Source organism: Acinetobacter sp. 231_lipA, from assembly GCF_058243005.1.
This window is the reverse complement of record NZ_JBZAYU010000001.1, coordinates 1,165,582-1,190,558: the sequence shown is the minus strand read 5'-3', so window position 1 is coordinate 1,190,558 and position 24,977 is coordinate 1,165,582. Positions and strand designations below refer to the sequence as shown.

General features: G+C 41.6%; 16 protein-coding genes and 3 pseudogenes. 8 read left to right on the top strand and 11 right to left on the bottom strand.

Annotated features, from left to right (window positions below; genetic code table 11):
- Positions 1–13 precede the first annotated feature (13 nt).
- Entirely contained in the window at positions 14–1,117 is a 1,104-nt protein-coding gene (gene sfnG / locus AC4CUX_RS06085; RefSeq protein ID WP_490792237.1) for a dimethylsulfone monooxygenase SfnG, read from the bottom strand.
- 27 nt (positions 1,118–1,144) lie between these two features.
- Entirely contained in the window at positions 1,145–1,873 is a 729-nt protein-coding gene (msuE, locus tag AC4CUX_RS06080; protein WP_490792236.1) for an FMN reductase, read from the bottom strand.
- A gap of 377 nt (positions 1,874–2,250) precedes the next feature.
- Between msuE and AC4CUX_RS06075 the strand changes: the two genes are divergently transcribed.
- Positions 2,251–2,901, top strand: a complete 651-nt coding sequence (locus AC4CUX_RS06075; protein WP_004691689.1) for a response regulator — start codon at positions 2,251–2,253, stop codon at positions 2,899–2,901.
- A gap of 59 nt (positions 2,902–2,960) precedes the next feature.
- Here AC4CUX_RS06075 and AC4CUX_RS06070 read toward each other — a convergent pair whose 3' ends face one another.
- A complete protein-coding gene (locus AC4CUX_RS06070; protein ID WP_490792621.1) occupies positions 2,961–3,728 on the bottom strand; it encodes a hypothetical protein in 768 nt (255 codons plus the stop codon).
- Positions 3,729–4,130: 402 nt separating this feature from the next.
- The gene (locus tag AC4CUX_RS06065; RefSeq protein ID WP_490792620.1) at positions 4,131–7,628 is read right to left on the bottom strand and encodes a PAS domain-containing hybrid sensor histidine kinase/response regulator; all 3,498 of its coding nucleotides are present in this window, start codon (positions 7,626–7,628) and stop codon (positions 4,131–4,133) included.
- Between the two features lie 186 nt (positions 7,629–7,814).
- On the opposite strand from AC4CUX_RS06065, the gene AC4CUX_RS06060 reads away from it, so the two are divergent.
- The 4 genes and pseudogenes from AC4CUX_RS06060 (at position 7,815) to AC4CUX_RS06045 (ending at position 12,928) form a co-directional block, all read left to right on the top strand.
- Positions 7,815–8,147: a DUF485 domain-containing protein gene (locus AC4CUX_RS06060; protein ID WP_004691685.1), complete on the top strand. Its 333-nt coding sequence runs from the start codon at positions 7,815–7,817 to the stop codon at positions 8,145–8,147.
- The gene (locus tag AC4CUX_RS06055) at positions 8,147–9,862 is read left to right on the top strand and encodes a cation acetate symporter (protein ID WP_114836372.1); all 1,716 of its coding nucleotides are present in this window, start codon (positions 8,147–8,149) and stop codon (positions 9,860–9,862) included. Before AC4CUX_RS06060 ends, AC4CUX_RS06055 begins: the two co-directional genes overlap by 1 nt.
- A gap of 251 nt (positions 9,863–10,113) precedes the next feature.
- Positions 10,114–10,803 carry an ion channel gene (locus tag AC4CUX_RS06050; protein ID WP_004691682.1) on the top strand — a complete coding sequence of 230 codons (690 nt, stop codon included), beginning with the start codon at positions 10,114–10,116 and terminating at the stop codon, positions 10,801–10,803.
- 157 nt (positions 10,804–10,960) lie between these two features.
- A pseudogene (locus AC4CUX_RS06045) lies at positions 10,961–12,928 on the top strand (glycine betaine transporter).
- A gap of 49 nt (positions 12,929–12,977) precedes the next feature.
- Here AC4CUX_RS06045 and omp33-36 read toward each other — a convergent pair.
- Positions 12,978–13,871, bottom strand: a complete 894-nt coding sequence (omp33-36, locus tag AC4CUX_RS06040) for a porin Omp33-36 (protein WP_490792235.1) — start codon at positions 13,869–13,871, stop codon at positions 12,978–12,980.
- Between the two features lie 1,084 nt (positions 13,872–14,955).
- Here omp33-36 and AC4CUX_RS06035 point away from each other — a divergent pair.
- Positions 14,956–16,722, top strand: a complete 1,767-nt coding sequence (locus tag AC4CUX_RS06035; RefSeq protein WP_490792234.1) for a GGDEF domain-containing protein — start codon at positions 14,956–14,958, stop codon at positions 16,720–16,722.
- Here AC4CUX_RS06035 and AC4CUX_RS06030 read toward each other — a convergent pair.
- Positions 16,713–17,741: an IS701 family transposase gene (locus AC4CUX_RS06030; RefSeq protein ID WP_176536921.1), complete on the bottom strand. Its 1,029-nt coding sequence runs from the start codon at positions 17,739–17,741 to the stop codon at positions 16,713–16,715. The two genes, AC4CUX_RS06035 and AC4CUX_RS06030, sit on opposite strands and share 10 nt — an antisense overlap.
- Positions 17,742–17,870: 129 nt before the next feature.
- Here AC4CUX_RS06030 and AC4CUX_RS06025 point away from each other — a divergent pair.
- Positions 17,871–18,044 (top strand): annotated as a pseudogene (locus AC4CUX_RS06025) (HIT family protein); the annotation flags it as partial.
- Between the two features lie 62 nt (positions 18,045–18,106).
- Here the strand turns inward: AC4CUX_RS06025 and AC4CUX_RS06020 are convergent.
- A protein-coding gene (locus AC4CUX_RS06020) for an IS3 family transposase (RefSeq protein WP_490792228.1) occupies positions 18,107–19,239 on the bottom strand; the annotation gives its coding sequence in 2 pieces (ribosomal slippage) (positions 18,107–18,987 and positions 18,987–19,239; 1,134 coding nt in all).
- A gap of 90 nt (positions 19,240–19,329) precedes the next feature.
- On the opposite strand from AC4CUX_RS06020, the pseudogene AC4CUX_RS06015 reads away from it, so the two are divergent.
- Positions 19,330–19,623, top strand: a pseudogene (locus AC4CUX_RS06015) (diadenosine tetraphosphate hydrolase); the annotation flags it as partial.
- A 211-nt stretch (positions 19,624–19,834) separates the two neighbouring features.
- Here AC4CUX_RS06015 and AC4CUX_RS06010 read toward each other — a convergent pair.
- The 4 genes from AC4CUX_RS06010 to tenA form a co-directional block, all read right to left on the bottom strand.
- Complete coding sequence (locus AC4CUX_RS06010; protein WP_078388338.1) at positions 19,835–20,344, bottom strand: hypothetical protein; 510 nt, start codon at positions 20,342–20,344, stop codon at positions 19,835–19,837.
- Positions 20,345–20,443: 99 nt separating this feature from the next.
- Complete coding sequence (gene uvrA / locus AC4CUX_RS06005; RefSeq protein ID WP_114836368.1) at positions 20,444–23,275, bottom strand: excinuclease ABC subunit UvrA; 2,832 nt, start codon at positions 23,273–23,275, stop codon at positions 20,444–20,446.
- A gap of 320 nt (positions 23,276–23,595) precedes the next feature.
- Positions 23,596–23,970 (bottom strand): hypothetical protein, encoded by a 375-nt coding sequence (locus AC4CUX_RS06000; protein ID WP_114836367.1) that lies wholly within the window; start codon positions 23,968–23,970, stop codon positions 23,596–23,598.
- 160 nt (positions 23,971–24,130) lie between these two features.
- Positions 24,131–24,805 (bottom strand): thiaminase II, encoded by a 675-nt coding sequence (tenA, locus tag AC4CUX_RS05995; RefSeq protein ID WP_004691671.1) that lies wholly within the window; start codon positions 24,803–24,805, stop codon positions 24,131–24,133.
- Positions 24,806–24,977: the final 172 nt, after the last annotated feature.

Genomic DNA, 24,977 nt, shown 5'->3' with positions numbered 1-24,977 from the left:
GCTGCTTACCGAGCTAAGCAGATTTGGCAGTCTCAACGGATTGCTGCTGAGCTTCCAACTCACGAACCAATGGCAACACTTTGGCACCGAAGTATTCAACCTCTTCGATAAAATGTAAAAAACCTGAAAGGATTAAATCCACCCCAACAGCTTTTAATTCCACAATACGTTCGGCAATTTGGCGTGGTGTACCAATCAAATTGGTTTTAAAGCCATCATTGTATTGAACCAAATCTTCAAAGGTCGATTTGGCCCAGTTGCCTTCACCTTCCAGTGTGGCAGCACCCGCTTCACGGGTGGCATCGCCAAAGGCATGAACCGCTTGAATATTGGCTTTATCAATAATTTCTTGCAGAACCGTTTTCGCTTCTTCGGTATCTCGGGCAATAATGAAAGCATTGACCCCAATTTTGACCTGATGACCATTCTGTTGGGCTTTTGCACGAATATCATCAATCTGTTTTTTGAGCTCCTCAGGGGTATTGCCATTGGTAAAATACCAGTCTGAAACCCGTGCAGCCATATCCCGTGCAGCGCGTGAACTGCCGCCTTGTAAAATTTCAACACGCGGCTTTTGCACAGGTTTGGGTGACAAAGTGTAGTCTTTGAACTGGTAGTATTTTCCATTGAAACTATAGTTGTCTTGGGTCCAAACGCCTTTTAATGCACGAATAAACTCTTCCGAGCGGGCATAGCGTTGGTCATGTTCAGGCCATGGTTCACCAATGGCATCAAATTCGCCGCGAAACCAACCACTAACCACATTAATCGCAATACGTCCTTGGGTTAAGTGGTCGATGGTTGCAAGCTGTTTTGCGGCAAGCACGGGTTTCCACGGGCCAGGTAAAATAGCGGCAATGACTTTGAGTTTGCTGGTTTTGGCTAAGATACCGTGACTAAAACTGACCGATTCATGTTGGTTTTCTGCGTTATAACCTGCAGTAAAACGAATCTGAGTCAGAGCATAAGCAAAGCCACTTTTTTCTGCAGCCTGCGCTAAACGGACGTTATAGTCATAACTCCAGTCTGTGCGCTGCTCAATATTACTCACCACTAAGCCACCGCTGACATTGGGAACCCAATAAGCAAACGTAATATTTTTATTCTGTTGTGACATGTGAAAACCCTCTCAATGCTTTTTGCGTTAAGCAACCTGTGGTTTAGCTTTTTTCTGATGCAAGCGAGACTCGGCCGCATCTAAATTCGGAACCGCCGCTGAAGGCAGCACATCATCTTGTTCGATTTGCGTGTTGATACCCAAGTTCTGATTGGCAAGTTGGGTCTTTTCTTTCACCACTTCTGCACGCTGACCTTTGGCAGGTGCCCATTCTAAGATGGGTAAAGCACGAGCTACGGCAAGAGTAATGCGATCTCGTAATAATTCACTGTGGATGGTATACGCTGGGGTAAAGTCTTTGTCTGTGGCATAGACCCCAATCGGTAAAGTTTGCGCTTGGAAGAAACTAAATAGTGGGCGAAGTTGGTGTTCCAGTACCAGTGCATGACGCTCACTGCCGCCTGAGGCTGCAAGTAGTACCGGTACATCGACCAGCGCCGTTTGCTCAACAAAGTCGAAAAAGTGTTTGAACAAACCAGTAAATGAAGCACGGTAAACTGGTGTTCCAACAATCAAAGCATCGGCAGCTTCGACCGCGGCTAGGTTATCTTGCACACGTTGTGGCAGTTGGTTGCGGTAAATCGCGCCACCGAGTAAATGGCCAATTTCGCTGAATTTAATGAAATGTACATTGATTGGGGTTGCATTGCCCAGTTCATTTAATATTTCTTGTACTAATGCCTCAGTTTTAGACGGGGTATTTAAACCACCTGACACAGCGACAATATTGAGTGGTTTTTGCAGTAAAGTAGACATAAGGACAGCCCTAAAGTGTTGTATCTCGGAATGGGCTTATTTATCTAATATTTGCATTTGGTCTGTAAAATAAAGAAATAGCGTTAAGTTATCTGATTTTAAGATATATCTGTTGAACTTGAAAAAGGCTGCTTAAATTTTTATTAAATGGTTGTATTTTATATATATATTTAAAATAAATAACCTTTTTCGATGTACTGATAAATTTTATATCAAAATGTGATTAGTTATTTATATTTCAAGATCGACTTGGAATTGAGGCTATTTTTCTGAATAAAGCGTGATAAAGTGAAAAAAAGTTAGACTTTGCATATCCTTATCGGCACTTGTATGGTTAGAATAGTCAAGACTAGTGCACTCGAAATCTGTCGTTGCTTATGAATATATTAATCGTTGATGACCATCCGCTGTTTCGCCATGCGTTAATCCAAGCTGTTCGTTATAGCTTACCGCAAGCTCAAATTCATGAAACAGCTGCAGTAAACGAGTTTTATGAACGCCTTGAAAAAGGTCCTGAACCTGATTTGGTGCTATTGGACTTAAACTTACCAGGTGCTTCAGGTTTTTCTGCATTGGTACACGTTCGTGCCCAGTATCCATCATTACCGATCATTGTCGTTTCAGCGCATGAAGAGACGTCGATCATTCAGCGTTCAATTGCACATGGTGCGATGGGTTATATTCCAAAGTCGGCACATCCAAGTCATATTGGCGAAGCAATTCGCGAAGTCTTAGATGGTGAAATTTGGTTGCCGCCAAATCTACCCGCTAACATGAACTTTGATCCACGTGCTGCCGATGAAACTGCACTGGCTGAGCGGATTCAATCCTTAACGCCGCAGCAGTTCCGTGTTTTGATGATGGTGGCAGAAGGTTTGCTGAATAAGCAGATTGCCTATGAACTTGATGTTTCAGAAGCGACGATTAAAGCGCACGTGACTGCGATTTTCCGTAAGCTCGGGGTACAAAACCGAACACAAGCTGTACTCGCGATCAATGCTTTAAATATTGAAGAAAAACGAATGTAACGTATTCTATTGAATTAAAAAAGCGCTGAATCATCAGCGCTTTTTTTTCAGTCTTAAGTTTAAGCCAAGCAGTTTTGTTTGCTGGTGACATCAGTACAAAATAAAGGATTTAAAGCACATTGCAGATCATCAATTTGCTCTTCAGAGACATAGCCCTGTTGTTTCAAATAAGCGGCAACACGGTCATCGCGCAGACTTAAAAAGGCCGCATCATACACGCCAAGATCGACAAATAAAGCCGCTGTTTCTAAGCTATTGAAACGGTCTAAATGGATTTCGTTGTCATACATGAGGAAAATATGGTCTTGTGTCCCTTGCGCATCAATACTTAAACGATCCGCCAAGACTTGTGGTGGTGTTTTAATAAAGAGCAGATCCGACAATTGGTCAAACTGGGTGGTGTCGAGTTGATCCTGATCGGTTTTGACTTTACCGAGCCATGCTTTAAACATCAATACTGCACCACCGCGAAGGAGCATGCTCCAAATTTGATGGCGTACATCTTCACTGAGTCCGCTAGACTCGGTTTCCAATGCCATCAAGAACGGCTCTTCTTGTTGCTGAAGTTTTTCAAAGAGGCCTAAACCTTGCGGTTGGTAAGCCGCTGGTCGAAACACATCAAAGTCGAGCTGTTCAAACACTTGTAATGCGAGGGGAATGGCGGTGTGATACAGCGTATCTAAGGCCTGAATATGAGTCTCGTTGAGTTTACTTTGTTTAAAGAGTTCAACCCAGTCGATACTGGGTAAAAAGGCATTGGCACTATACTGGCGCAGAAATTGTTGCGACTGATCTGAGCCATGTGGCATTGCTTTAGAAATGTTCATCATAAAACTCCAAGAGAAGGATGATCAGTTTCTTCAGCGAAGGAAGGGGTATATAGGTAGAAAAACTGATCTTTTCTTAGTCCTAGTTATCTGCCAATGCCTTATGGAGATGAATACGACTAAAGTCGTAGTTTGTGTTTTTATGTATTATTATTTTAAATAAAACATACACTTGAAAAATTGTAACTAAGTATACAAGTGTTCACTAATGTAACTGGTGTATTTTGCCATAGTAAAAATGGATGTGTAATTTTTAGTCAATATTATTGGGCTTCAAAGAGCTGGAAATGAGCACTTTGGTCGAAATCCTTAAAACTTTAGTCAGTTTACTGTATATACAGAGCCTAAAAAAGACAAAACCCAAGTCAGATGACTTGGGTTTGGTGAGTGAATGTAGTGAATTTATTCAGGATTTGAAATTTTTAAACCCGATAACCATGCTCGTAAAGAAGCAGGTTTTAACGGCTTTTTCAACAGCACGATATTCATATCTTTGACCCGTTGTGGCAGTTCAGGATCTGAGTCTGCGGTAATCAAAGCGACGGGGACATTTTCTTGGCGATTAGCCAAAATAAAGTCCAAACCAATTTTGTCATGATTCAAGTGCTGATCGACCAACCAGACCTGAATGTTTTCTTGCTGAATCATCTCAAAAGCTTGTTCAGGTTCGGTTGCCTTAAACACTTGATAGCCCCATTTGGTGAGTAAAGTCGACATTCCTTCTAAAATGGTTTCGTCATTGTCCAAGCATAAAATCTTATAGGCTTTGGTTTTGAGTGGAACCGCTTGTACAGGCGCTGCCACGACTTTTGGCGGGTCAATGATTGGTACTTCAATCATAAAGCATGACCCTTTGCCATACTCTGAATAGACATGCACTGGGTAGTCGAGCAGGCTGGTCATCCGTTGTACGATGGCTAAGCCCAAGCCAAGCCCTTGCTCACCCCACGGTGAGGTATGGCCACAGCGCTCAAACTCTTGGAATAGTTTGATTCGTTGTTCTTCTGCAATCCCGGGTCCTGTATCCCAAACTCCAATTCGAATATGGCGTGGTTTGTCCGTGGAGCGGAGTACCCCCACCACCACTTTGCCTTTGGCAGTGTAGCGTAGGGCATTACTGACAAAGTTCTGAATAATACGGCGAATCCATTGTGGGTCGGTATCAATCCAGAACTGTGCATCATGTACGCTAAAAAGAATACCACGCTGTGCGGCAATGGATTTAAACTGCAATTCGAGGTCACTGAGTAAATCATGCAGCGGATAAGCCTGACGGTTGGGTTGAATGGTGCCACCTTCCAGACGGGCAATATCCAGTAGGGCAGACAACATACTTTCTGCACCGTGTAAGGCACGATCAAGCTGTTGTAAGGTTTTACGGTCTTCTTCACTTTGTACGCTTTGTTCTAAAGCCGTACTGAACAGACGCGCGGCATGCATCGGTTGCAATAAGTCATGACTGGCCGCAGCAATAAAGCGGCTTTTCGACATATTGGCTTTGTCGGCTTGTTCACGTGCCAGTTGTTGCTCAGTCAATGCATCTGCTAACTGTTGAGTTCGGTCTTGGACACGCGCCTCCAGCATGGCTTCATTTTCACGGAAGGCGGTAATGTCGGCAAAGGTGGTGACAAAGCCACCGCCTTCAATCGGGTTACCGCGCATTTGAATGACACGACCATCTTTACGAATCCGTTCAAACTCGTGCGCACTACCGACTTGCATCCAGTGCATCCGTTTCCGTACATGTTCTTCAACCGAACCCGGGCCACATTCGCCGCGCTCTGCGTTATACCGAATCAAATCGGAAATCGGACAACCGACATAGACAATATCTTTCGGATAATCAAACAGTTTTAAATATTGATTATTCCACGCCACCAAACACATATTTTCATCGACCACACTCACCCCTTGGGTCATGTGGTCAATCATGGTCATGATCAGGTTTTGATTAAAACGTTGCCACTGTGAGGCTTGGTCTAGAATGTTTGCCACTTGCCCCAAAGCGAGGCCATTGTTGACCATTGCGGTGGTGAGCAGGGTACGTGCCGATGCAGCGCCAATCGTGCCTGCTAAATATTGTTCGGTAAAACGCCACCACATGCCGTTGGCATTGCTGTTTTCATTCAGCACCACATTGTTCTGGGCACAGAACTGTTGGAAAGCGCGCATAGTTGCGCCATCGCCAGTAATCCGTTTGGCTAAGGTGATTAAATCACCAACTTTTAAGCGTGCAACATCGTGATGAATGTAGTTGATGTCTGTTGACGTGCTCTGTGTTGGCAGTGGCTTAGTTTCATAATAGAAAAAGCTTTCTGCTTGAATTTGTTCGGCTACGCTGGGGCGGAAAATTCGGGAAATCCAAATGTATAAAATAATATTCAGACCCAGTGCCCACACCACCCCATGGGTAAGTGCGGCAAAGGATTCAAAACCGAGCAGGGCTTCAGGACGTAACCAGTTAATGCCCATTGGCCCGAAATTGAGAAAGCTTTCGGTAAAGTGTGAATATTCAGCAGGCAAACTGCGCAGTACAGTGGGTAACAGCAGGGTGTAGGCCCACATACCAAAACCCGCCAATAAACCTGCATAGACACCTTGTTTACTGCCGCCACGCCAGTACAGACCACCAATGAGGGCTGGTGAGAACTGAGCCACCGCACTAAAGGCCAACAAGCCAAAGACTGAGAGTTGGTCAATATCATTGAAAAAATGGAAGAACAAAAAGCCCAATAACATGACGGCTAAAATACAGACCCGACGGGTAAATTTAAGCACCAAGGGTAAGCGCTTATCGTGGCGGGACAGTAAATTGGTACGCCATAAGGCAGGCATGATCAAGTCATTACTGAGCATGATCGACAGCGCCACTGAAGACACCAACAGCATACCCGTAGAGGCAGAGAAGCCGCCTAAAAAGGCCAATAGGGTTAACCAGTCTTGGCCATAACTTAGGGGTAAAGACAAAACTGCGACATCGGGGATCGCTAAGTAATCTGGCGTTGCATGCAGCGCCCAACTGGCAATGGGAATAATGGCAATGATGGTTAAAACTAAATAAACTGCGAACCAGCGACGTGCCCCGCGAATATGCTTTTCATCACGCAATTCGACCACAGCGACGTGGAACTGACGCGGTAAGCAAATGATCGCGAGTCCAGCCAACAAGGTTTGAACCCAAAATGTATCGGGTACACCAATGAGTTGTACTTGATGGAAAGTCTCTGCAACATCCTTAGAAATTTGATGAATGTTTTCAGGTGCAGCAAACACGAAAAAGAGCGCGACACACAGCAAAGCAAACAGTTTGACAAAAGACTCGAAGGCAACCGCCAACATCAGACCGCCATGTTGTTCTGTATTGGCAATCTGTCTAGTCCCGAAAATCATGGCTAAAATGGCCAAGATACCAGTGAGGAACAGTACACCGTTGGTAGTTGAGGCGATACTGCCTGCGGTGGGCTCTAAAATCACCGCAGCACTAAGTGCAATAGCGCGTAACTGCAGGGCTAAGTAAGGAATAATCGCAATAACGGCGAGGATGGTCACCATCGAGGCCAAAGGCCCACTTTTACCATAACGTGCAGCAACAAAATCGGCAATTGATGAAATAGCATGGTGCTGACGGACGCGGCCTAAACGACGCCAAATGTCATAGCCCAGTGCGACGAAAAGTAGTGGGCCAAGGTAGATCGGCAGAAAGATAATGCCTTCACGAACCGCTGCACCTGTTGCGCCATAAAAGGTCCAAGATGAACAGTAGACCCCTAAAGTTAAACTAAACAATAGCATGCGCCCACGCGTGCTCAGGCGGCTGGCGTGTTTCTCACCAAAAAAAGCGCAGATAAAGAGTAAGACGATATAGAGGGCCAATACCCCGATAATGAGCCAGCTGTTCATTTTACCTAAAGTTTTTCCTTCATCTCGGCCATCATAGCGCATCTGGGATAGAGGCTGCTGAGCTTGTTTAAAATTTACAGACCAAAGTCTAAATTACAACCAATACAGAAGCTTGCTACTTTAGCAAATGTAATAATTCGAATTAAAAAATTGTATCTACGGTTGGATACGCACAGGAGTATGGTTATGGATGAGAGACAAGTAGAACAGATTCTACAAAATCCCAAATTCAAGGAAATGGTTAGTCGTAAAAGTAAACTGAGCTGGACACTGACAACTATTATGTTGGTTGTATACGTTGGTTTCATGTTGTTGGTCGGCTACAACAAAGAATTTTTAATGACTTCAGTCAGTGGTGGGGTGACCACGATTGGCATGCCATTGGGTCTAAGCATTATTGTATTGTCTTTTGTTTTGTGTGGTGTTTATTCGTATATCTCGAATAACAAACTCGACGCATTAAATGAAGAAGCAATGCGTGAAGTTGAAGCCATTGCGCAAGAGAAAGGACAGCACTAATGAAATGGAATTCATTGAAAGCGCTTACAGTCGCTGCTACAGCACTGTTGGCTTCGAGCCTAGCACTTGCAGGCCCAGATTTGGGTGAGGCTCAACAGCAAGCGACAAACTGGCATGCCATTATCATGTTCGGTATCTTTGTCGGATTTACTTTGCTCATCACCAAATGGGCAGCAAAACAAACCACCAATACTGCTGACTTCTACACAGCGGGTGGCGGGATCTCAGGTTTCCAAAATGGTTTAGCGATTGCGGGTGACTATATGTCCGCAGCGTCATTCCTGGGTATTTCCGCAATGGTTTTCAGTTCAGGCTTCGACGGCTTGCTGTATTCATTGGGTTTCATGGTCGGTTGGCCAATCGTCTTGTTCTTGGTGGCTGAACGTCTACGTAACTTAGGTAAGTTCAACTTATCTGACGTAGTATCATTCCGTTTAGCAGAAAAACCAGTACGTACGCTTGCAGCAGTAAGTTCATTGGTTGTCGTTGCATTCTATCTGATCGCTCAGATGGTTGGTGCAGGTCAGCTGATCAAACTGTTATTTGGTTTGAACTACAACATTGCTGTGGTGATTGTCGGTCTTCTGATGATGGCTTACGTGATCTTCGGTGGGATGTTGGCTACGACGTGGGTACAGATTATTAAAGCTGTAATGCTTTTGTCTGGCGCGACATTCATGGCTTTCATGGTGATGAAAGGCGTAGGCTTCAGTTTCTCTGAAATGTTCACGCAGTCAATTCAAGTTTTCTCTAAAGTACATGACATTTCTCTAGCCGAAGCGGGCAATATCATGGGCCCAGGTAAACTTGCAGCGAACCCAATTGATGCCATTTCTTTAGGTTTGGCATTAATGTTCGGTACAGCGGGTCTACCACACATCTTAATGCGTTTCTTTACCGTTAAAGATGCTAAAGAAGCACGTAAATCAGTGGTTGTAGCAACGGGTTTCATTGGTTACTTCTACCTTTTAACCTTCATCATTGGTTTTGGTGCGATCCTTTATGTATCGAACAACCCACAGTTCATTGATGTTGCGAAAATGGCCGTGACGGGCAAGCTAGAGCTTGTTGGTGGTAACAACATGGCAGCGGTTCACTTGTCTGATGCATTGGGCGGTGACTTGTTCATGGGCTTCATTTCAGCAGTGGCGTTCGCAACGATTCTTGCTGTTGTTGCAGGTCTGACCTTGTCAGGTGCTTCAGCAATCTCGCATGACTTGTACGCAAACGTATTCAAGAAAGGTCAAACGACTCCTGAATCTGAACTTCGTATGTCTAAAATCGCGACTTTAGGTCTTGCTATTTTTGCAATGATTTTAGGGATTCTGTTCGAGAAACAAAACGTTGCCTTCATGGTAGGTTTAGCATTCTCTGTAGCAGCATGTGCCAACTTCCCAGTGCTTGTACTGTCAATGTTCTGGAAAGGTTTAACCACACGTGGTGCGGTGATTGGTGGTGTGATTGGTCTAGCGACTGCAGTAACACTGATTATCTTATCTAAAGCCGTTTGGGTCGATACATTGGGCATTTCTGAAACCCCAGTAAACCCATTCAATGGTCCAGCAATCTTTGCAATGCCATTGGCGTTCTTCTGCTGCTGGTTGTTCTCTGTGACTGATAATTCAGCACGTGCACAAGCAGAACGTAAAGCATTTGATGCGCAGTATGTACGTTCACAAACAGGTATTGGTATCTCAGGTGCTTCAGATCACTAATCTGAACCTGAACTAAAAAAAGCCCCATTCACTGGGGCTTTTTTTATGGTGTTGACGCTCCTAACTGTGTCAGCTTTGTATATTGAAATGCATAGATCGTGACATTCAGTATTCAAGCAGTACTCAAATTGTTGGACAAAATGAATCGACTGACACGAATAAAAAGCATCGGTTTCAGTGGCTATTCATGCTAAGTTAAAAAGCGAGAACAAGAACCAATCAAACTTGGCTTTAAAAACAACAGGCTGCATATGCAAGTATTTGTCGAATTTTGGAAAGGTTTCCGTCTACTGCCTTCAGCATGGTTACTGCTGTTGCAATTTATTATGCTGATTTTGGCACTGTTGAGCGGCCATAGCTTGTCCTTACGTGTATTGGTTTGGGGCTTAGGTGTTTTGGTCCTGTTACTCATTGCCAAGGTCATTCGTCAAACTCCCGTGTTTACCATCCTCGGCTTGAGCTTTGTTGGTGGGGCATTGTTCTTTTCCTTACTGATTTTGCTGGGTGCGCGAGATCCAATGCTTTTGGTGATTAGTCATGCCTTTGAGGCGATGGCCTATTTTATTGCGGCCTATGGCTTGCTGCGCTATATGTTTGCAGACCGTTATTTGACCAAAGATGAGCTATTTGCTGCAGGGGCAGTGTTTACGCTTATTGCATGGGGTTTTGCCTTTTTATATAGCATTTGCCAGATTTTAGAACCCAATAGCTTTTTAAATCCCAATGTAGCGGGCGCACAGTCATGGCTCGATTTACTTTTTTTAAGTTTTAGTTTGCAGTCGGCGACAGGTTTGTCCGATCTAATGCCACTGACACCGCTGGCTCGTATGATTGCGATGTTACAGATGTTTTGTGGGGTGATGTATTTGGCTTTAGTCGTCTCACGCTTGATTGCCTTGCAGTATATTCAGCATCGACCGAATGATCATAAAGAGAATTAAACTGTTACAGGATTCGCACTGCCTTATTTTTAAACATAAATTATGATGGAACAGAATCGTTAAATTTTAAGCTATTCATTCTTCACTCTTTATTAGACTCGTCTAATTAACCATTTTGGTTATATCTTTGTACTAAAAATAATTTTCTGGGGGAATTATGCCTTCCATAAAGCCATCGCTGTTTGCAAACATCAAACGGAATGTATTTCTCAGCACTGTCGTGATTCTGGTGCTTTTTCTGGCCTTGATTCTTTTTGACCCAAGTGGTTTTGAGGCTTTAACCAAACATTTAAATCAATGGATTATTGACTCATTTAGCTGGTTTTACGTTTTATCTGTCGCGTTATTTCTGATCTTACTGATCTTTATTGCACTCTCCGATATGGGGAAAATCAAACTCGGCCCTGATCATAGTCTGCCTGAATATAGCAGTGGTTCTTGGTTCGCCATGCTGTTTACCGCAGGGATGGGGATTGGTTTGATGTTCTTCGGTGTCGCTGAACCCGTGATGCACTATGTCAACCCGCCCACGGGAGACGGGCAAACCGTAGATGCCGCACAACAAGCGATGCGGATCACCTTTTTCCACTGGGGATTACATGCATGGGCCATTTATGCGCTTGTGGGGTTGTCGCTCGCCTATTTCTCTTTCCGACATAATTTGCCTTTAAAGGTTCGCTCTGCTTTATATCCTTTGGTGGGCAAAAAAATCTATGGTGCAACGGGAGATGCGGTTGATACCTTTGCAACCTTAGGCACTATTTTCGGGGTTGCTACCACACTTGGTTTTGGGGTGACCCAAATTAATTCGGGACTGAATTATCTTTTTGGTATCCAGCAAAGTATTGGTATTCAGGTCGGGCTAATCATTTTTGTCACTTTTTTAGCTTCGCTCTCAGTCGGGTTTGGTTTGGACAAAGGCATTAAACGGCTGTCTGAATTGAACTTGGTGCTGGCAGTGGTTTTACTGTTATTTGTGTTTTTTGCCAGTTCTTCCATTTATATCTTACAAACCAGTATTCAAAATGCAGGGCAATATGTATCTAATCTGTTCACGATGACCTTCAACCTGTATGCCTACCAACCCAATGGTTGGATTGGTGGTTGGACCATTATGTATTGGGCCTGGTGGATTTCATGGTCGCCTTTTGTTGGAATGTTTATTGCCCGAGTGTCTAAAGGTCGAACCATTCGCGAGTTCATTGTCGGGGTGTTGTTCATTCCAACAGGTTTTACCCTGATTTGGATGGGCTTCATGGGGAATGCAGCGCTGTTCAGTATTATTCAAGATGGGCACACATCTTTAATCTCAGCGGTACAACAAGATTCATCCGTCGCACTGTTTGAATTTTTGACCCATTTACCTTTCTCTCAAATATCGAGCCTGATTGCGACCGTTCTGGTGGTGCTATTCTTTGTGACTTCAGCCGACTCAGGCTCATTGGTGATTGATTACTTAACCGCAGAAACAGAAAACTCACCCTTGTGACAACGGCTATTTTGGACCATTTTGATTGCGTTACTGTCGATTATCTTACTGATGGCAGGCGGACTTTCAGCCTTGCAATCGGCCACAATTATGAGTGCCTTGCCCTTTACTCTGATTATGTTACTGGTCTGTTGGGGCTTACTGAAAGCATTGCGTTTGGATGTCACCAAAATGCGTGCACTACAAGATGCGCGAATCACGCCACGTGCGATTCAAAATCCACGCAGTTGGCAACAGCGTCTAGGTCTGATTATGCATTATCCGCATACCCAGTCTGAGGTCGAAGAGTTCATTGGCCAGCAGGTACAACATGCATTTTCAGCGGTACAAAAGGAATTTCAGCGCCGTCAGCTAGACGTGACCATTCAACCGATTGAGCATGGCTTGCAGTTACGTGTAGATCACCATAATGAAATTAACTTCATCTATCAGGTGGTTGCCCGTGAAACCCAGCCACCCAGTTTTATGGCAGATAGACTCGAAGAACAGCAGTTTTATCAAGCTGAAGTTTTCTTAAGAGAAGGTGGACAGAATTATGATGTGATGGATTGGACTTTAGATGATCTCTTGCAAGATATTATTGACCAATATGAGCGTCATTTACATTTCTTAAATTTAGTCAGAGCCACAAACTAAAAAAAGGACGCTTAAAGCGTCCTTTTTTCTATTCAGTTTCTAAATTGAATTAGAAGCGGAATTTAGCGTTTACGCCAACAGTTTGTGTATCGAGATTCTCAGTATTGTCTTTAGCGTTAGCATTTACATAGCTTGCGCCTACAGCAACTGCTGGAGTGATGAAGTAGTTAACGTTTGCACCCCAAGCTGAATCTGGAGTACCAGCAAAGCTTGATTCAACATAAGAAGCACCAACACTTAACGCAGGAGTTAAGTAAAGGTCAGTTTTAAGTTGGTAAGCGGTGTCTTCACCGTAAACAAGACCAGCTTCTAAGCCGAGCGCCATGTTTGTACCGTCGATGTTACCTACGTATTTAGTACGTGCAGTAACCGCGTCTTGATCTTCACCGATCGTAGCAGCTTCACCAACAGCTTTAACAACACCATTGCCCATTACGTTGAACGCATCAAGAGCAAATTGGTCAGCAACGCTAGTATAACCTACAGCAACCAAGAAGTTCGGAGCAGCTAAAGCACCCACTTCAAGTGCATAACGGTCGCCATTATCATCACGAGTTACTGAATTTTTGCCATCAGTGTGAGTATGGCTGTAAGACGCGCTTGCATAAGCAGGAACGAATTTAGTTGGTACATACGCTTCAGCTTTAGCACCGTAAACATGAGATTCGATGTCAGAACGACCTTCATCTACAGGAGCATCATACTGACCATATTGGTAAGCTAAAGATACATTTGATGCTTGGTTTAAGAAAGCAGCTTCAGCTAAAGGACCTTTAGATGAATCAACGTTTTTGAAATAGTAAGTACCTTGTACAGCACCAGTGAAGTTTTTGTCGTTTTCAGTTGTATCTACATACTCTGACTGACCTTGTACTTCGAATTGGTATGCTTGAGCACCGGTCATGGCTAATAATAAAGCAGTGGCTAAACCGAGTTTTTTCATGATATTTACCAGATTGTTAACATTGGATTAAACTAAGGCTATTCTATTGTAACAATTTATTAAGTCAATGAGCTCTAATGGTATTATATTATTGAGTAATTACTCTAGATGTGTTATAGGTTAAAAAGTGCTCAATTGAGTGTATCCATGTCAACCAAAAAAAACTTACAGCAGAACAATAGGGTATACCTATTTAGAAAACAGAGAATGCAGGAAAATGAATTGTACTGAACTTGATTTTTAATTGGTAAATTAGATTGAATATATAGATATAAACGGTAAAAAAGTTAAATATGGTACCTCAAATATAGGCGTTTTTGTGTCCTAAATCTAAAAAACGCCTAAAATTAGCGCAAAAAGCTCGTTTTTTGCTTGCATAATGTACATATCCTCTGAGTATTTGTGATAATTTTCACGATAATTATAGCGTTGTGTTAATCCATAGTGCTTTAGTTGGCTTTACAAGTGAACGGATTTATTTCATAATGATTTTAGCGAATCATTTAACAATATTGTTGTTTTGTGAGAAGCTAATTCTCCTCAAACAGTTTTTGTTTATCTGCCCAACTTTCCCCAAGGTTGGGCTTTTTTTTATTTAAATTTTCGAGATCTTCTTTTTTCTAATAAAAATCTATTGGAATTTAATGCACAATAATGGTGCAAATGTGAGGCTGTATTTTTCATTAAAAACTTTTATTCGAGCAAAAAAAAACCAACTTCTAAGAGGAGTTGGTTTTTTCCGCCAAAATTTGTGGGAAAATTAGAATATTTGCTGAGGATATACTTTAATTCGCCCCAATACTGTGCATTATGCACTTAAATGTTGCATGTGTAAATATAGGCAGTTTAAAAAATGGGAATTAAAAATATTGAATGAAATTCACACTAAACATGAATATTATTAAGGATGGATTGACTCAGCTTTCATAGGTGAGTGAAAGTTTAGCTGTGATCATTTGGGGATGATGAAATCTTAAAACGATGCAAAACAAAGAATTAATCACTTAAATACACGATATACTGTTCGTATAATAAACAGTTAATTTAGTTTTCTTTTATTTGGGAATGGGGGCGTGGTTGAAGTATGCGAGAAATACGCTCTGAGTATTTGAGTCAAAAGCTGTATATTGCAATGAGCATTATTATTTTGTCATTGTGCAGCTTATCCATTCCGTTGATAGTTAAAAGTTATCGTGATTACAACAAAACCAACCAAGCTTTAACTGAAATACAAGCCTTACAGGCTGTTGCAGACTTGGCCAATAAGATTTCACGAGAGCGTGCGCCAGCCAACAAACTCATGTCGAGTAATCAACAAGACTTTGCCAAACACGTGCTTGAGTTAAAACTATATCGGCTCACGGTGGATGAGCAGATGAAAAAGACTTTAGAAGTTTTAAAGCACTCGAACCTCCCAAATTTAGATTTAAGTTTAGTTGACCGTTTAGATGAAGCTTTAACGCAAGGCAGACAACAGGTAGATGCCTATGCAGCTCTACCACGTGAGCAACGTAATGCCGAGAACATGGATCAAGCCATCCTAAAAATGTTTAGTGCTTGGGATCGTAGTCATGATGTTTTAAAAGACGTAATCGCTGTATCTGAAGGCAAAGACACCGCTGTTTCAAACTTCTATGTCCAAATTTTATTATTAGCGGATTTACGCGATCAGGCTGGTCGTGCTGCATCCAATGTGATGGCGCATGTAGCTTTTAAACAACCGATTCCTGAAACCAATTTAGCGCGTTCTTTACAGACTCGGAGGCAAGTGATGTATTTGTGGGAACTCATTGATACCTTACAGCCCGAGCGTGATAAAACCGAAGAATTTAAAGTGCTGCATCAAGCGGTTTATAACGAGTTTTTAGCCAAAGGGCTATTGATTGTTGAGCGCTTGATGAATGAAAGTATTTACCATCGACCGTACTATTTAACGGGGACACAGTTAACCGAAGCAATCGTTGATAAATTTTCGACCGTGGTGGAATTGCAAAATTATTTACTCAAATATAGCGTTGAAAAAGCCATTATCGAAAAGCATAAAGCACAAAATATTTTGCTCACAACGGTGGGTATTTCACTCATTTCAATTTTTGCGGCACTGTTTACCATGATCTATGCGCGTAAGAGAGTGTTTAGTCCACTCATTCAAGCGCGTGAAATTCTGTTTGATTTATCCCATTCCAGTATTCGGCCTAACCCCATGGATACCAAAGATCAACCCGCCAATATGTATTCTTTATTTACAGCGATTCAGCAGTTAAAACAGACACTTCAGCAGCGAGATGCGTTGGAGTTTCGACTCAAGAATATTGCACATTTGGATTCATTAACCGGGGTTGCAAACCGTTATGCGTTGAATGAATACATTAAACTTTTGGAAAATCAGCCGACTCAGTTTTCGGAGACTTGTTTAATGGTGATCGACATTGATCATTTTAAACAGGTCAACGATGTGTATGGGCACCTGATGGGGGATCAGGTGATTCAGTTTGTGGCTGAAAAATTAAAAGAAAATATTCGGACATCTGACTTGTTGGTACGTTACGGTGGCGATGAATTTATCGTACTGATTGAAAATGTTGGAATGGAGCGCGCTTTAAAAATTGCGGAAAAGATTCGTTCTGAGATTTATGAAGCGAAGTCAGTTGATAATGTACGCTGCCCTGATTTGAAAGTCAGTATTAGTATTGGGGTGGCAATTGGTGCGACCAGTTGGATGGCACTGTTAGAAAAAGCCGATCGTGCTTTGTTTCAAGCCAAAGAGCAGGGGAAAAATAAGGTTGTGGCTTATTCAGTCGATGAAGTGAATGAGTCATATTATATAGGACTTACGCAGTATTATTTATAGATTCTCTGTGGTAGCAGATGATTTTTATCGAGAATAAAGTCATCAATGAAGTTTTTGATCATTGGTCTAAATAACTTCTTCTGCCAACGATATACATTTTCAAAGATCCGCTCAAACTGGTTCTTTTGTATCTCAACGTAGGCCATCAAGGCTGAAAAAATATGATTCGAAATCAGTTTAGATCGTCTTACTTGAAACTTTTCAATATGACAAACCTGTTTAATCACTCGGTGATATTGTTCTATTTTCCAATGACTTGAATGTAATTCATGAAAACCCTCAAAGGACAATAAATCATCTTCATCTTGATGCACAATATAAAACCTCTGCTGTTCTTTTAACTGAGTCTTAAATAATTGTACAAAGCCAAAATCTTTGAGCCAGACCACTTGACCCTGATGGAAATTCGGCAATAAACGCAGTTGAAACCATTGTCCTTTTTCTGGGGAAACCTTACGGTTACAGTCGATACCAAACATAAATCGAATACCATATTTTCTTATGGTTTTTAGATTTGCAGTCGATGAATACCAACTATCACCTGTAATAAATTGAATCTTTGCACCCCAACTGAGTACTTCACTTAACATATCCATAAAGTAATCATTCTTGGTTTTACTTTCAGATTTGTCATAAATTCGGAAATTAATTGGAATATTTTGACCATTTTGATCTGTCGCATACAAGGTAATGAGATTAATACCCTTGACGGATCGGTGGTGTTTGCCTGACCAAAAATAGCTAACCAAGTCCATATGCTGACTATACGGTTTATCTAAAACAGTATCATCAATACTGACTATAAGTTTATTATTATCAATATGTTGAATTGCTTCTTGATATAGGTCGTGAGGTGTGTAGTCTTCACGCTCTAGAAAGCGATTTACACTATCATGCGAGATGTTATAAGTCTCGGCAAGTTGTGTGCAGCTAATAGAGTTCGGTTCTGTCATGAGAAAGCCCATATAAATGGGTAGAGTACAAGTTGCTGTAGAAGCATTTTTAATTCGTCTGATCACAGATACTTTATAAAGTATTTTAATACTTTTTTGAATCCGTCAATGCGTAAGTCCTATTATATTTAAAAGAACTAGATCAAAATAAATAAGTAAATTAAATAACAGTACAAAAGAATAGATGAGGGGCAAATGGGAACAGACTGTATTTTTTGTCAGATGACACGAAATGAAATACCTTGCCATATTATTGATAGTAATGATGAATTTATGGCATTTCTCACGATATTCCCCAATACTTTGGGTGCAGCTGTTGTAATCCCCAAAAAACATTACACAAGTTATGCTTTTGATTTGGATGATGAAGAGAGGTGGTCCCACTTGTTTGAACAACTAAAAGCTTATTTATAAGTGATATTCTGCTCTAGTTAAGCTACCTTATTTTGTTGTGGTAGCTGGTCATAGTAAAACTCATCTGGAGTCATTTTGTCCAGACTCGAATGAGGTCGTTTCAAATTATAAAATTCAAAATATGCGTTTAATTGCTTTTTCGCATCGGTGACACTGCTATAAGCTTTGAGATACACCTCTTCATATTTAACGCTTCTCCATAACCGTTCAACCATCACATTATCAATCCATCGACCTTTACCATCCATACTGATTTGAATGCCATTTGATTTCAATACATCAATAAATGCATCACTGGTGAACTGACTGCCCTGGTCTGTATTAAATATTTCAGGTGATCCATATTTTTCAATCGCTTCATTTAAAGCCGAAATACAAAAATCCACCTCCATACTAATCGATACCCTATGCGCAAGTACCTTGCGGCTATGCCAATCAATCACAGCACATAAATAAACAAAGCCTTTTGCCATAGGGATATACGTTATATCCGTAGACCACACTTGATTACTGCGCTGAATAGCCAATCCTTTGAGCAGATATGGATATTTACGGTGAGCTTGATTGGCCTGACTTAGATTTGGTTTACGATATAACGCATTAATGCCCATTTTCTTCATTAAAGTACGTGTATGACGTCGTCCTATATGATGTCCTTGACGATTCAATAAATCACGCATCATCCGGCTACCTGCAAAAGGGTATTGCATATGTAACTCATCCATACAGCGCATCAGCTTCAGATCTGATTCACTCACAGGTTTTGGGCGATAGTAATAACAACCACGGGAGACTTTCAGCAGCTTAGCTTGCTTAGATACTGAAATCTGAAGTGAGTCATCGATTAACTTTTGTGGTTGAAGCGGCCCAGTTTCTTCAACACACCTTCTAAAAAATCAATTTCTAATGCCTGCTCACCGATTTTTGCATGTAACTTTTTAAGATCAATGGGGGGTTCTGATGGAGCTTTTGATTGATCGAAAGCTTGCGAGGAAGCTGAGATCAATTGATTTTTCCAGTCAATAATTTGGTTTTGATGAACATCAAATTCAGCACTCAATTCAGCAAGTGTTTTTTCTGCTTTAATCGCAGCAAGTGCTACCTTAGCTTTAAAGTCATTTGAATGATTTCTTCTTGGTCTACGTGTCATAAAATACTCCATATATTGATGTTTATAACATCATTTGGGGAGCAAAATATCACTTATAAGTGTTGTTCAAATTTCCTGATCCACCTCTAAGTTTTAACTGGATTGATGCTATATACCAAGAAAGTTGCGAAAAAGTTAGATGGATTTTTTGAAGACGTTGGGCGTACAGCAATGGTATTTGAAGGTTTTGGTGTGGATCATGTTCACGCTAAGTTATTTCCAATGCATGGTACTAAGCAAGTGCATGAAAACTGGCAAGCTGTGAACTCTAATGTTGATAAGTATTTTGAGCAGTACGAAGGCTATATTTCATCACATGATTTTCAGCGAGTGGATGATGGAGAGTTGGCTTTGCTTGCTGAGCAGATTCGAGCTTTTGAATAATAAGTTGAACGATTGGTATTAATGACTATCGTTTTAGAGCATCTTCCTACTGGATTGCTGGCGTAATTGCTATTGTGTAGCGTTATCTCATTTTTACTGGGTAAAAGTGACAAAACCCATTTGTTTGACTATGCTCAGTCCCTTGAGCATAGTCAAACAGGCGACATTCATGTCGCCTGTCGTGTGATTGGATTTCAGATAAATTCAATCATTAGTGAATAGCTTTGTGTAGGCTTTGATACAAGTTCTTTCTAGCCTCTAGAATTTTAGTTCTATATTCGGCTGTTTTCTGTATATCTACCGAGCCATTTTTAAACAAAGTATAGGAATTGAATTTTCCTAAAAGTTCTCCATAAAATCTTAATTTTTCTTGTTGTTCTGTGTATCCGTGGAGTAATAAAAGACCTTCATTCTTGCTTAAAAGATCGAAGTCATTGAAAAGTGATGTTCTTAAAGGATCAAGTCGTTCTAATATTTTAGTTTGATTTATTGGTGATTTCTTTGCTTCGAACTCAAAGATACTCCATATCTTTAATATTAAATGATTAATTTCTTCAACATCTTTAGAAATATTGGTTAGTAGATTTCGGTTGTATAAAAGATTTTCTTTGGTAACAGAAGCTGAGATGCTCGCTTTTTGATTAAAATACGCTATTACACCTGTGACCAGTGCTCCTAAGCCAATTTTAATGGATGTATCTAATATTTCTAATAAAGTCATAAATGTTAAAATTATGAATAAATCATAGTTTTAGCATAATTATTTTATGAATCAAATTCTTCTTCAACCTCCTTTGAAAAAGGAGGTTGAATTATAAAATCACTTCAACATTGGCTTTAAAAACTTCGCAGTATGTGAAACTTTATTTTTCGCCACTACCTCGGGCGTTCCTTCCGCGATAATCATCCCACCACCTGCACCACCTTCAGGGCCTAAATCAATTACCCAGTCAGCAGTTTTGATCACATCCAAATTATGCTCAATCACCACAATAGTATTGCCCTTATTACGAAGCTCATGGAGGATATCTAACAGTTTAGCAATGTCATGGAAATGTAGACCTGTAGTGGGTTCATCCAAGATATACAACGTTTTACCCGTATCACGTTTTGCCAATTCACGTGCTAATTTCACACGTTGCGCTTCACCACCTGACAGTGTCGTTGCAGACTGACCTAAACGAATATAGCCTAAACCGACTTGATTTAACGTTTCCAAACGACGGTGAATCACAGGAATCGCATCAAAGAAATGCATGGCATCTTCAACCGTCATATTCAGTACATCGGAAATATTCTTCCCTTTATACCCAACTTCTAAAGTTTCACGGTTATAGCGTTCACCATGACAGTTATCACACGGCACATACATATCAGGTAAAAAGTGCATAGCCACTTTGATCATGCCGTCACCTTCACAGGCTTCACAACGACCACCTTTCACGTTAAATGAGAAACGTCCCGCAGCATAACCACGTGCTTTGGCTTCAGGCGTTTGCGCAAACAATTCACGAATTGGGGTAAACAAACCCGTATACGTTGCAGGGTTAGAGCGAGGTGTACGACCAATCGGGCTTTGGTCAATATCAACCACTTTATCAAGGAATTGCAGACCATCAATCGAATCAAATTTCTCGGCCGTTAATGTCGTTGCACCATTAAGCTGTGTCGCTGCCAAAGGCAATAAAGTACGGTTAATCAGCGTAGATTTACCTGAACCAGACACACCAGTCACACAGGTCATCACACCCAAAGGAATAGTTAAATCCACATTTTGTAGGTTATGACCCGCAGCACCCATCAATTTAATTTGTTCTTCAGGCTTTGGCGGTTCAGTACGTTTTTTCGGTACTTCAATTTTCAGTTTGCCTGATAAATATTGACCTGTAAGTGATTCACTATTCGCAAGGATTTCATCATAAGTCCCTTCAGCAATCACATGACCACCATGAATACCAGCACCAGGACCAATATCGATAATATGATCTGCTGCACGAATCGCATCTTCATCATGCTCAACGACTAAAACGGTATTCCCCAAATCACGTAAGCGGACTAAGGTTTCCAATAGGCGATCATTATCACGTTGATGCAGACCAATCGATGGTTCATCGAGGACATACATCACACCCATCAAACCTGCGCCGATTTGCGAAGCCAAACGAATACGTTGCGCTTCACCACCAGACAATGTTTCTGCTGAACGAGAAAGGCTTAAATAATTCAGACCCACTGAAACTAAGAAATGTAAACGCTCACGGATTTCTTTAAAAATCTTATCGGCAATTTCGCCTTTTGCACCATCAAGATTTAAATCTTGATAATAACTTTCCGCATCACCAATCGACATTTTAGTAATTTGGGCAATGGTTTTGTCTTTAACCCGAACATGGCGTGAAATTTCATTCAGACGTGATCCACCGCAGGCATCACATGCCGCATTAGACAAATATTGTGCCAAATCATCACGAACATAGTTTGACTCTGTTTCACGATAGCGACGTTCTAAATGTGGCAAAATTCCTTCAAAAGGTTGCACACGATTATGTTTGCGACCCCGTTCGTCGATATAACTTAAATCAACTTTTTCTTTGCCAGTACCGTATAAAAATTTCTTTTTGGTGTCGGCATCCAATTCATTCCAAGGTGTATCCAAAGAAAAACCAAAATGTGCTGCCACTTTTTCAATCATGCTGTAGTAGTACGGACGTTGTCTGTCCCAACCACGAATCGCGCCTTGGCTAATAGAAACCTCAGGACTTGGAATGAGTTTTTCGGCACTAAAATGGCTACGGGTCCCTAAACCATCACAGGTTGGGCAGGCACCAAAGGGATTGTTAAATGAAAACAAACGCGGCTCAAGTTCTGCAACGGCACGGTCACATTCAGGACATGAGTGTTTAGCCGAAAAGACCCGATCTGGGTGTTCACCATTCATCCACGAGAGAATGGCAATATCACCGCCCAAACGTAGAGCAGTTTCAAAAGATTCTGCGATGCGGTTGCCGAGGTCATCACGGACTTTAAAACGATCCACCACCACTTCAATGGTGTGTTTTTTCTTTTTATCGAGTTCTGGAATTGGGTCTAGATCAACAATCTCACCATCGACGCGCGCCCGTACAAAACCTTGACTTTGTAGCTGTTCAAACAGGTTGGAATATTCGCCTTTACGTTCACGCACCACAGGTGCAAGCAGCATCAGCGCTGTTCCTTCATCCAATCCTTTTACGGCATCGACCATTTCCGATACGGTCTGTGCCACCATCGGCAAATCATGCTCTGGGCAAAATGGCGTGCCGACACGTGCGTAGAGTAGACGTAAATAGTCATAAATTTCGGTAATGGTACCCACCGTAGAACGAGGGTTGTGGCTGGTTGACTTCTGTTCAATCGCAATGGCAGGGCTTAAACCTTCAATTGAGTCAACTTCAGGTTTTTCCATTTGTGACAAGAACTGGCGCGCATAGGCCGAAAGCGATTCGACATAACGACGCTGGCCTTCGGCATAGAGTGTATCAAATGCAAGCGATGACTTACCTGAACCAGAAAGTCCCGTGATCACCACGAATTTGTCGCGGGGAATATCAAGGTTCACATTTTTTAAGTTATGGGTACGTGCGCCTCGAATACGGATATGACTTTGGCTCATAAAACTATCTCGAAATTGTGCAGATGAAGGAGGTATATGATAACGACTTATGCTTTATTCAAGTGTTAAACATGATTTTATAGCGACAAATCATGTCGGCCAAAAGAAAATTGATGTTGCTAGACTGTAGCTAGATTTCAGTGTTGAAACAAGTCTCAAGCTATCGATATTGGCTGAGACTGAAGACAGAAAGGTATTTATAAGTTCCCTAAAAAAGAGTGGATCACCCATTCAGCGCAGCGCAAAAGTTGCATCATGGTTGTGCTATTTTTGGTTTGCCATACGCCTTCAGGGATAGAGTGTTGTTGTGGTTGCAGCATTTAGCATGCTAGCGCATAAGGACGTTCAAAGATTGAATCGACCGTCTCAAAAGCAAAGGGACGGATAATGTCATGATGGAGAAGGGCATAGAAATTGACTTCGTGCTCAAGAGTTTGTAAGAAGGCGTCGTAGTCATTTTCAAAGTCTGGTAGGTCGAGTAAGTCTTGTTCTCGACTTAAAACGCAATGATATTTTTTAATAAACGCCAACATCAATTTTTGAATATGTGGATTGGTATAATAAATGAGATAGGTCGCGGCAGAACCGCAGTGTAAACAGCCTTTTTCAAGGTATATTTCTTCGTTATTTAGCCAGCAGCATTGTACGGTAAAAAATGCACGAATGGCTTCAGTACCTAGAGTATCAGGATGCATGAGAATGGCCCTCGAAAGTTAATTATGTAAATGATAATTATTATCATTGGTGGAGTTTAGTTTCAAATGCTTAAAATAGCAATCATGCTATTTGCAAAATACGAGATTCGGTCAATAAAAAGCCCTGAAGGGTTCAGAGCTTTTTGGATCATGTGCGCTTTTAAGCGTGGTCTAAACCGAGCCATTGCTGCTGTTTATAAGCGCTGTCCCAGAACAACCATTCCAGTTCAGCCCCTTTACGGTAGGCTTTATGCATTTTCTCAATGGTATCCGCATCGCAACGTGCAGCCACTTTATCGATGGTTGCAATCACATTACGTACCGCTTGGTTGAATTCCTCACCTGCGTAAGTATCAATCCACGCTTGGTACGGGTTGTTGGCTATAGAGTTACCCACAATGTCTTTACCGACTTCAGCATAAATCCAAAAACAAGGTAAGAGTGCTGCTAACACCACAGGGTAGCTTTCAGACCAAGCGGTTGCCGTTAGAAATGAAGTGTAATGGTGACATGCCAAAGTCAGCGGGGTTTCTTCAAACTGCTGCTTTGAAATATCAAAATTTTTCATAAAGCCATCATGCAAACTGCGTTCCACCACAATCGCTTCTTTGGCCCCTTGGCTAAACTGAATAATGTCGTCAGCCTCATACGCTTTGGCACCACACACCGCTAAAGCACGACCATAAGCCACCAAGTAGTGCGCATCTTGAATCACATAATGGCAAAACGCTTCTTTATTAAGTGTGCCTGAAGCCAATTCTTGGTTAAAAGGTAAAGCCAGTGTTTTTTGATATAAGTCGACATTACGTTGCCAAACGTCTTGAGAAAAAGCCATGATTAGATCCTGAGGGAAGCCAAAATATGGGCAAGACTATAACAACAGTTTGCGCGGAACAACAATCCATCTCCGTACATCGGTGAGATAAGTAAAAATTAACGAAGATGTTTTGGTTTCAGGCGCAAAAAGCGTCATAATTGCGGCCATAAAACTCAACCTGTTTTTTAAG

What these genes read in the sequence shown, in the direction of transcription:
- AC4CUX_RS06035 (WP_490792234.1), top strand. Translation starts at nt 14,956, where the DNA reads ATGCGAGAAATACGCTCTGAGTATTTGAGTCAAAAGCTGTATATTGCA.
- AC4CUX_RS06000 (WP_114836367.1), bottom strand. Translation starts at nt 23,970, where the DNA reads ATGCATCCTGATACTCTAGGTACTGAAGCCATTCGTGCATTTTTTACC.
- AC4CUX_RS06075 (WP_004691689.1), top strand. Translation starts at nt 2,251, where the DNA reads ATGAATATATTAATCGTTGATGACCATCCGCTGTTTCGCCATGCGTTA.
- AC4CUX_RS06060 (WP_004691685.1), top strand. Translation starts at nt 7,815, where the DNA reads ATGGATGAGAGACAAGTAGAACAGATTCTACAAAATCCCAAATTCAAG.
- sfnG (WP_490792237.1), bottom strand. Translation starts at nt 1,117, where the DNA reads ATGTCACAACAGAATAAAAATATTACGTTTGCTTATTGGGTTCCCAAT.
- AC4CUX_RS06070 (WP_490792621.1), bottom strand. Translation starts at nt 3,728, where the DNA reads ATGAACATTTCTAAAGCAATGCCACATGGCTCAGATCAGTCGCAACAA.
- tenA (WP_004691671.1), bottom strand. Translation starts at nt 24,805, where the DNA reads ATGGCTTTTTCTCAAGACGTTTGGCAACGTAATGTCGACTTATATCAA.
- AC4CUX_RS06050 (WP_004691682.1), top strand. Translation starts at nt 10,114, where the DNA reads ATGCAAGTATTTGTCGAATTTTGGAAAGGTTTCCGTCTACTGCCTTCA.
- AC4CUX_RS06065 (WP_490792620.1), bottom strand. Translation starts at nt 7,628, where the DNA reads ATGAACAGCTGGCTCATTATCGGGGTATTGGCCCTCTATATCGTCTTA.
- AC4CUX_RS06055 (WP_114836372.1), top strand. Translation starts at nt 8,147, where the DNA reads ATGAAATGGAATTCATTGAAAGCGCTTACAGTCGCTGCTACAGCACTG.
- AC4CUX_RS06010 (WP_078388338.1), bottom strand. Translation starts at nt 20,344, where the DNA reads ATGACTTTATTAGAAATATTAGATACATCCATTAAAATTGGCTTAGGA.
- omp33-36 (WP_490792235.1), bottom strand. Translation starts at nt 13,871, where the DNA reads ATGAAAAAACTCGGTTTAGCCACTGCTTTATTATTAGCCATGACCGGT.
- uvrA (WP_114836368.1), bottom strand. Translation starts at nt 23,275, where the DNA reads ATGAGCCAAAGTCATATCCGTATTCGAGGCGCACGTACCCATAACTTA.
- msuE (WP_490792236.1), bottom strand. Translation starts at nt 1,873, where the DNA reads ATGTCTACTTTACTGCAAAAACCACTCAATATTGTCGCTGTGTCAGGT.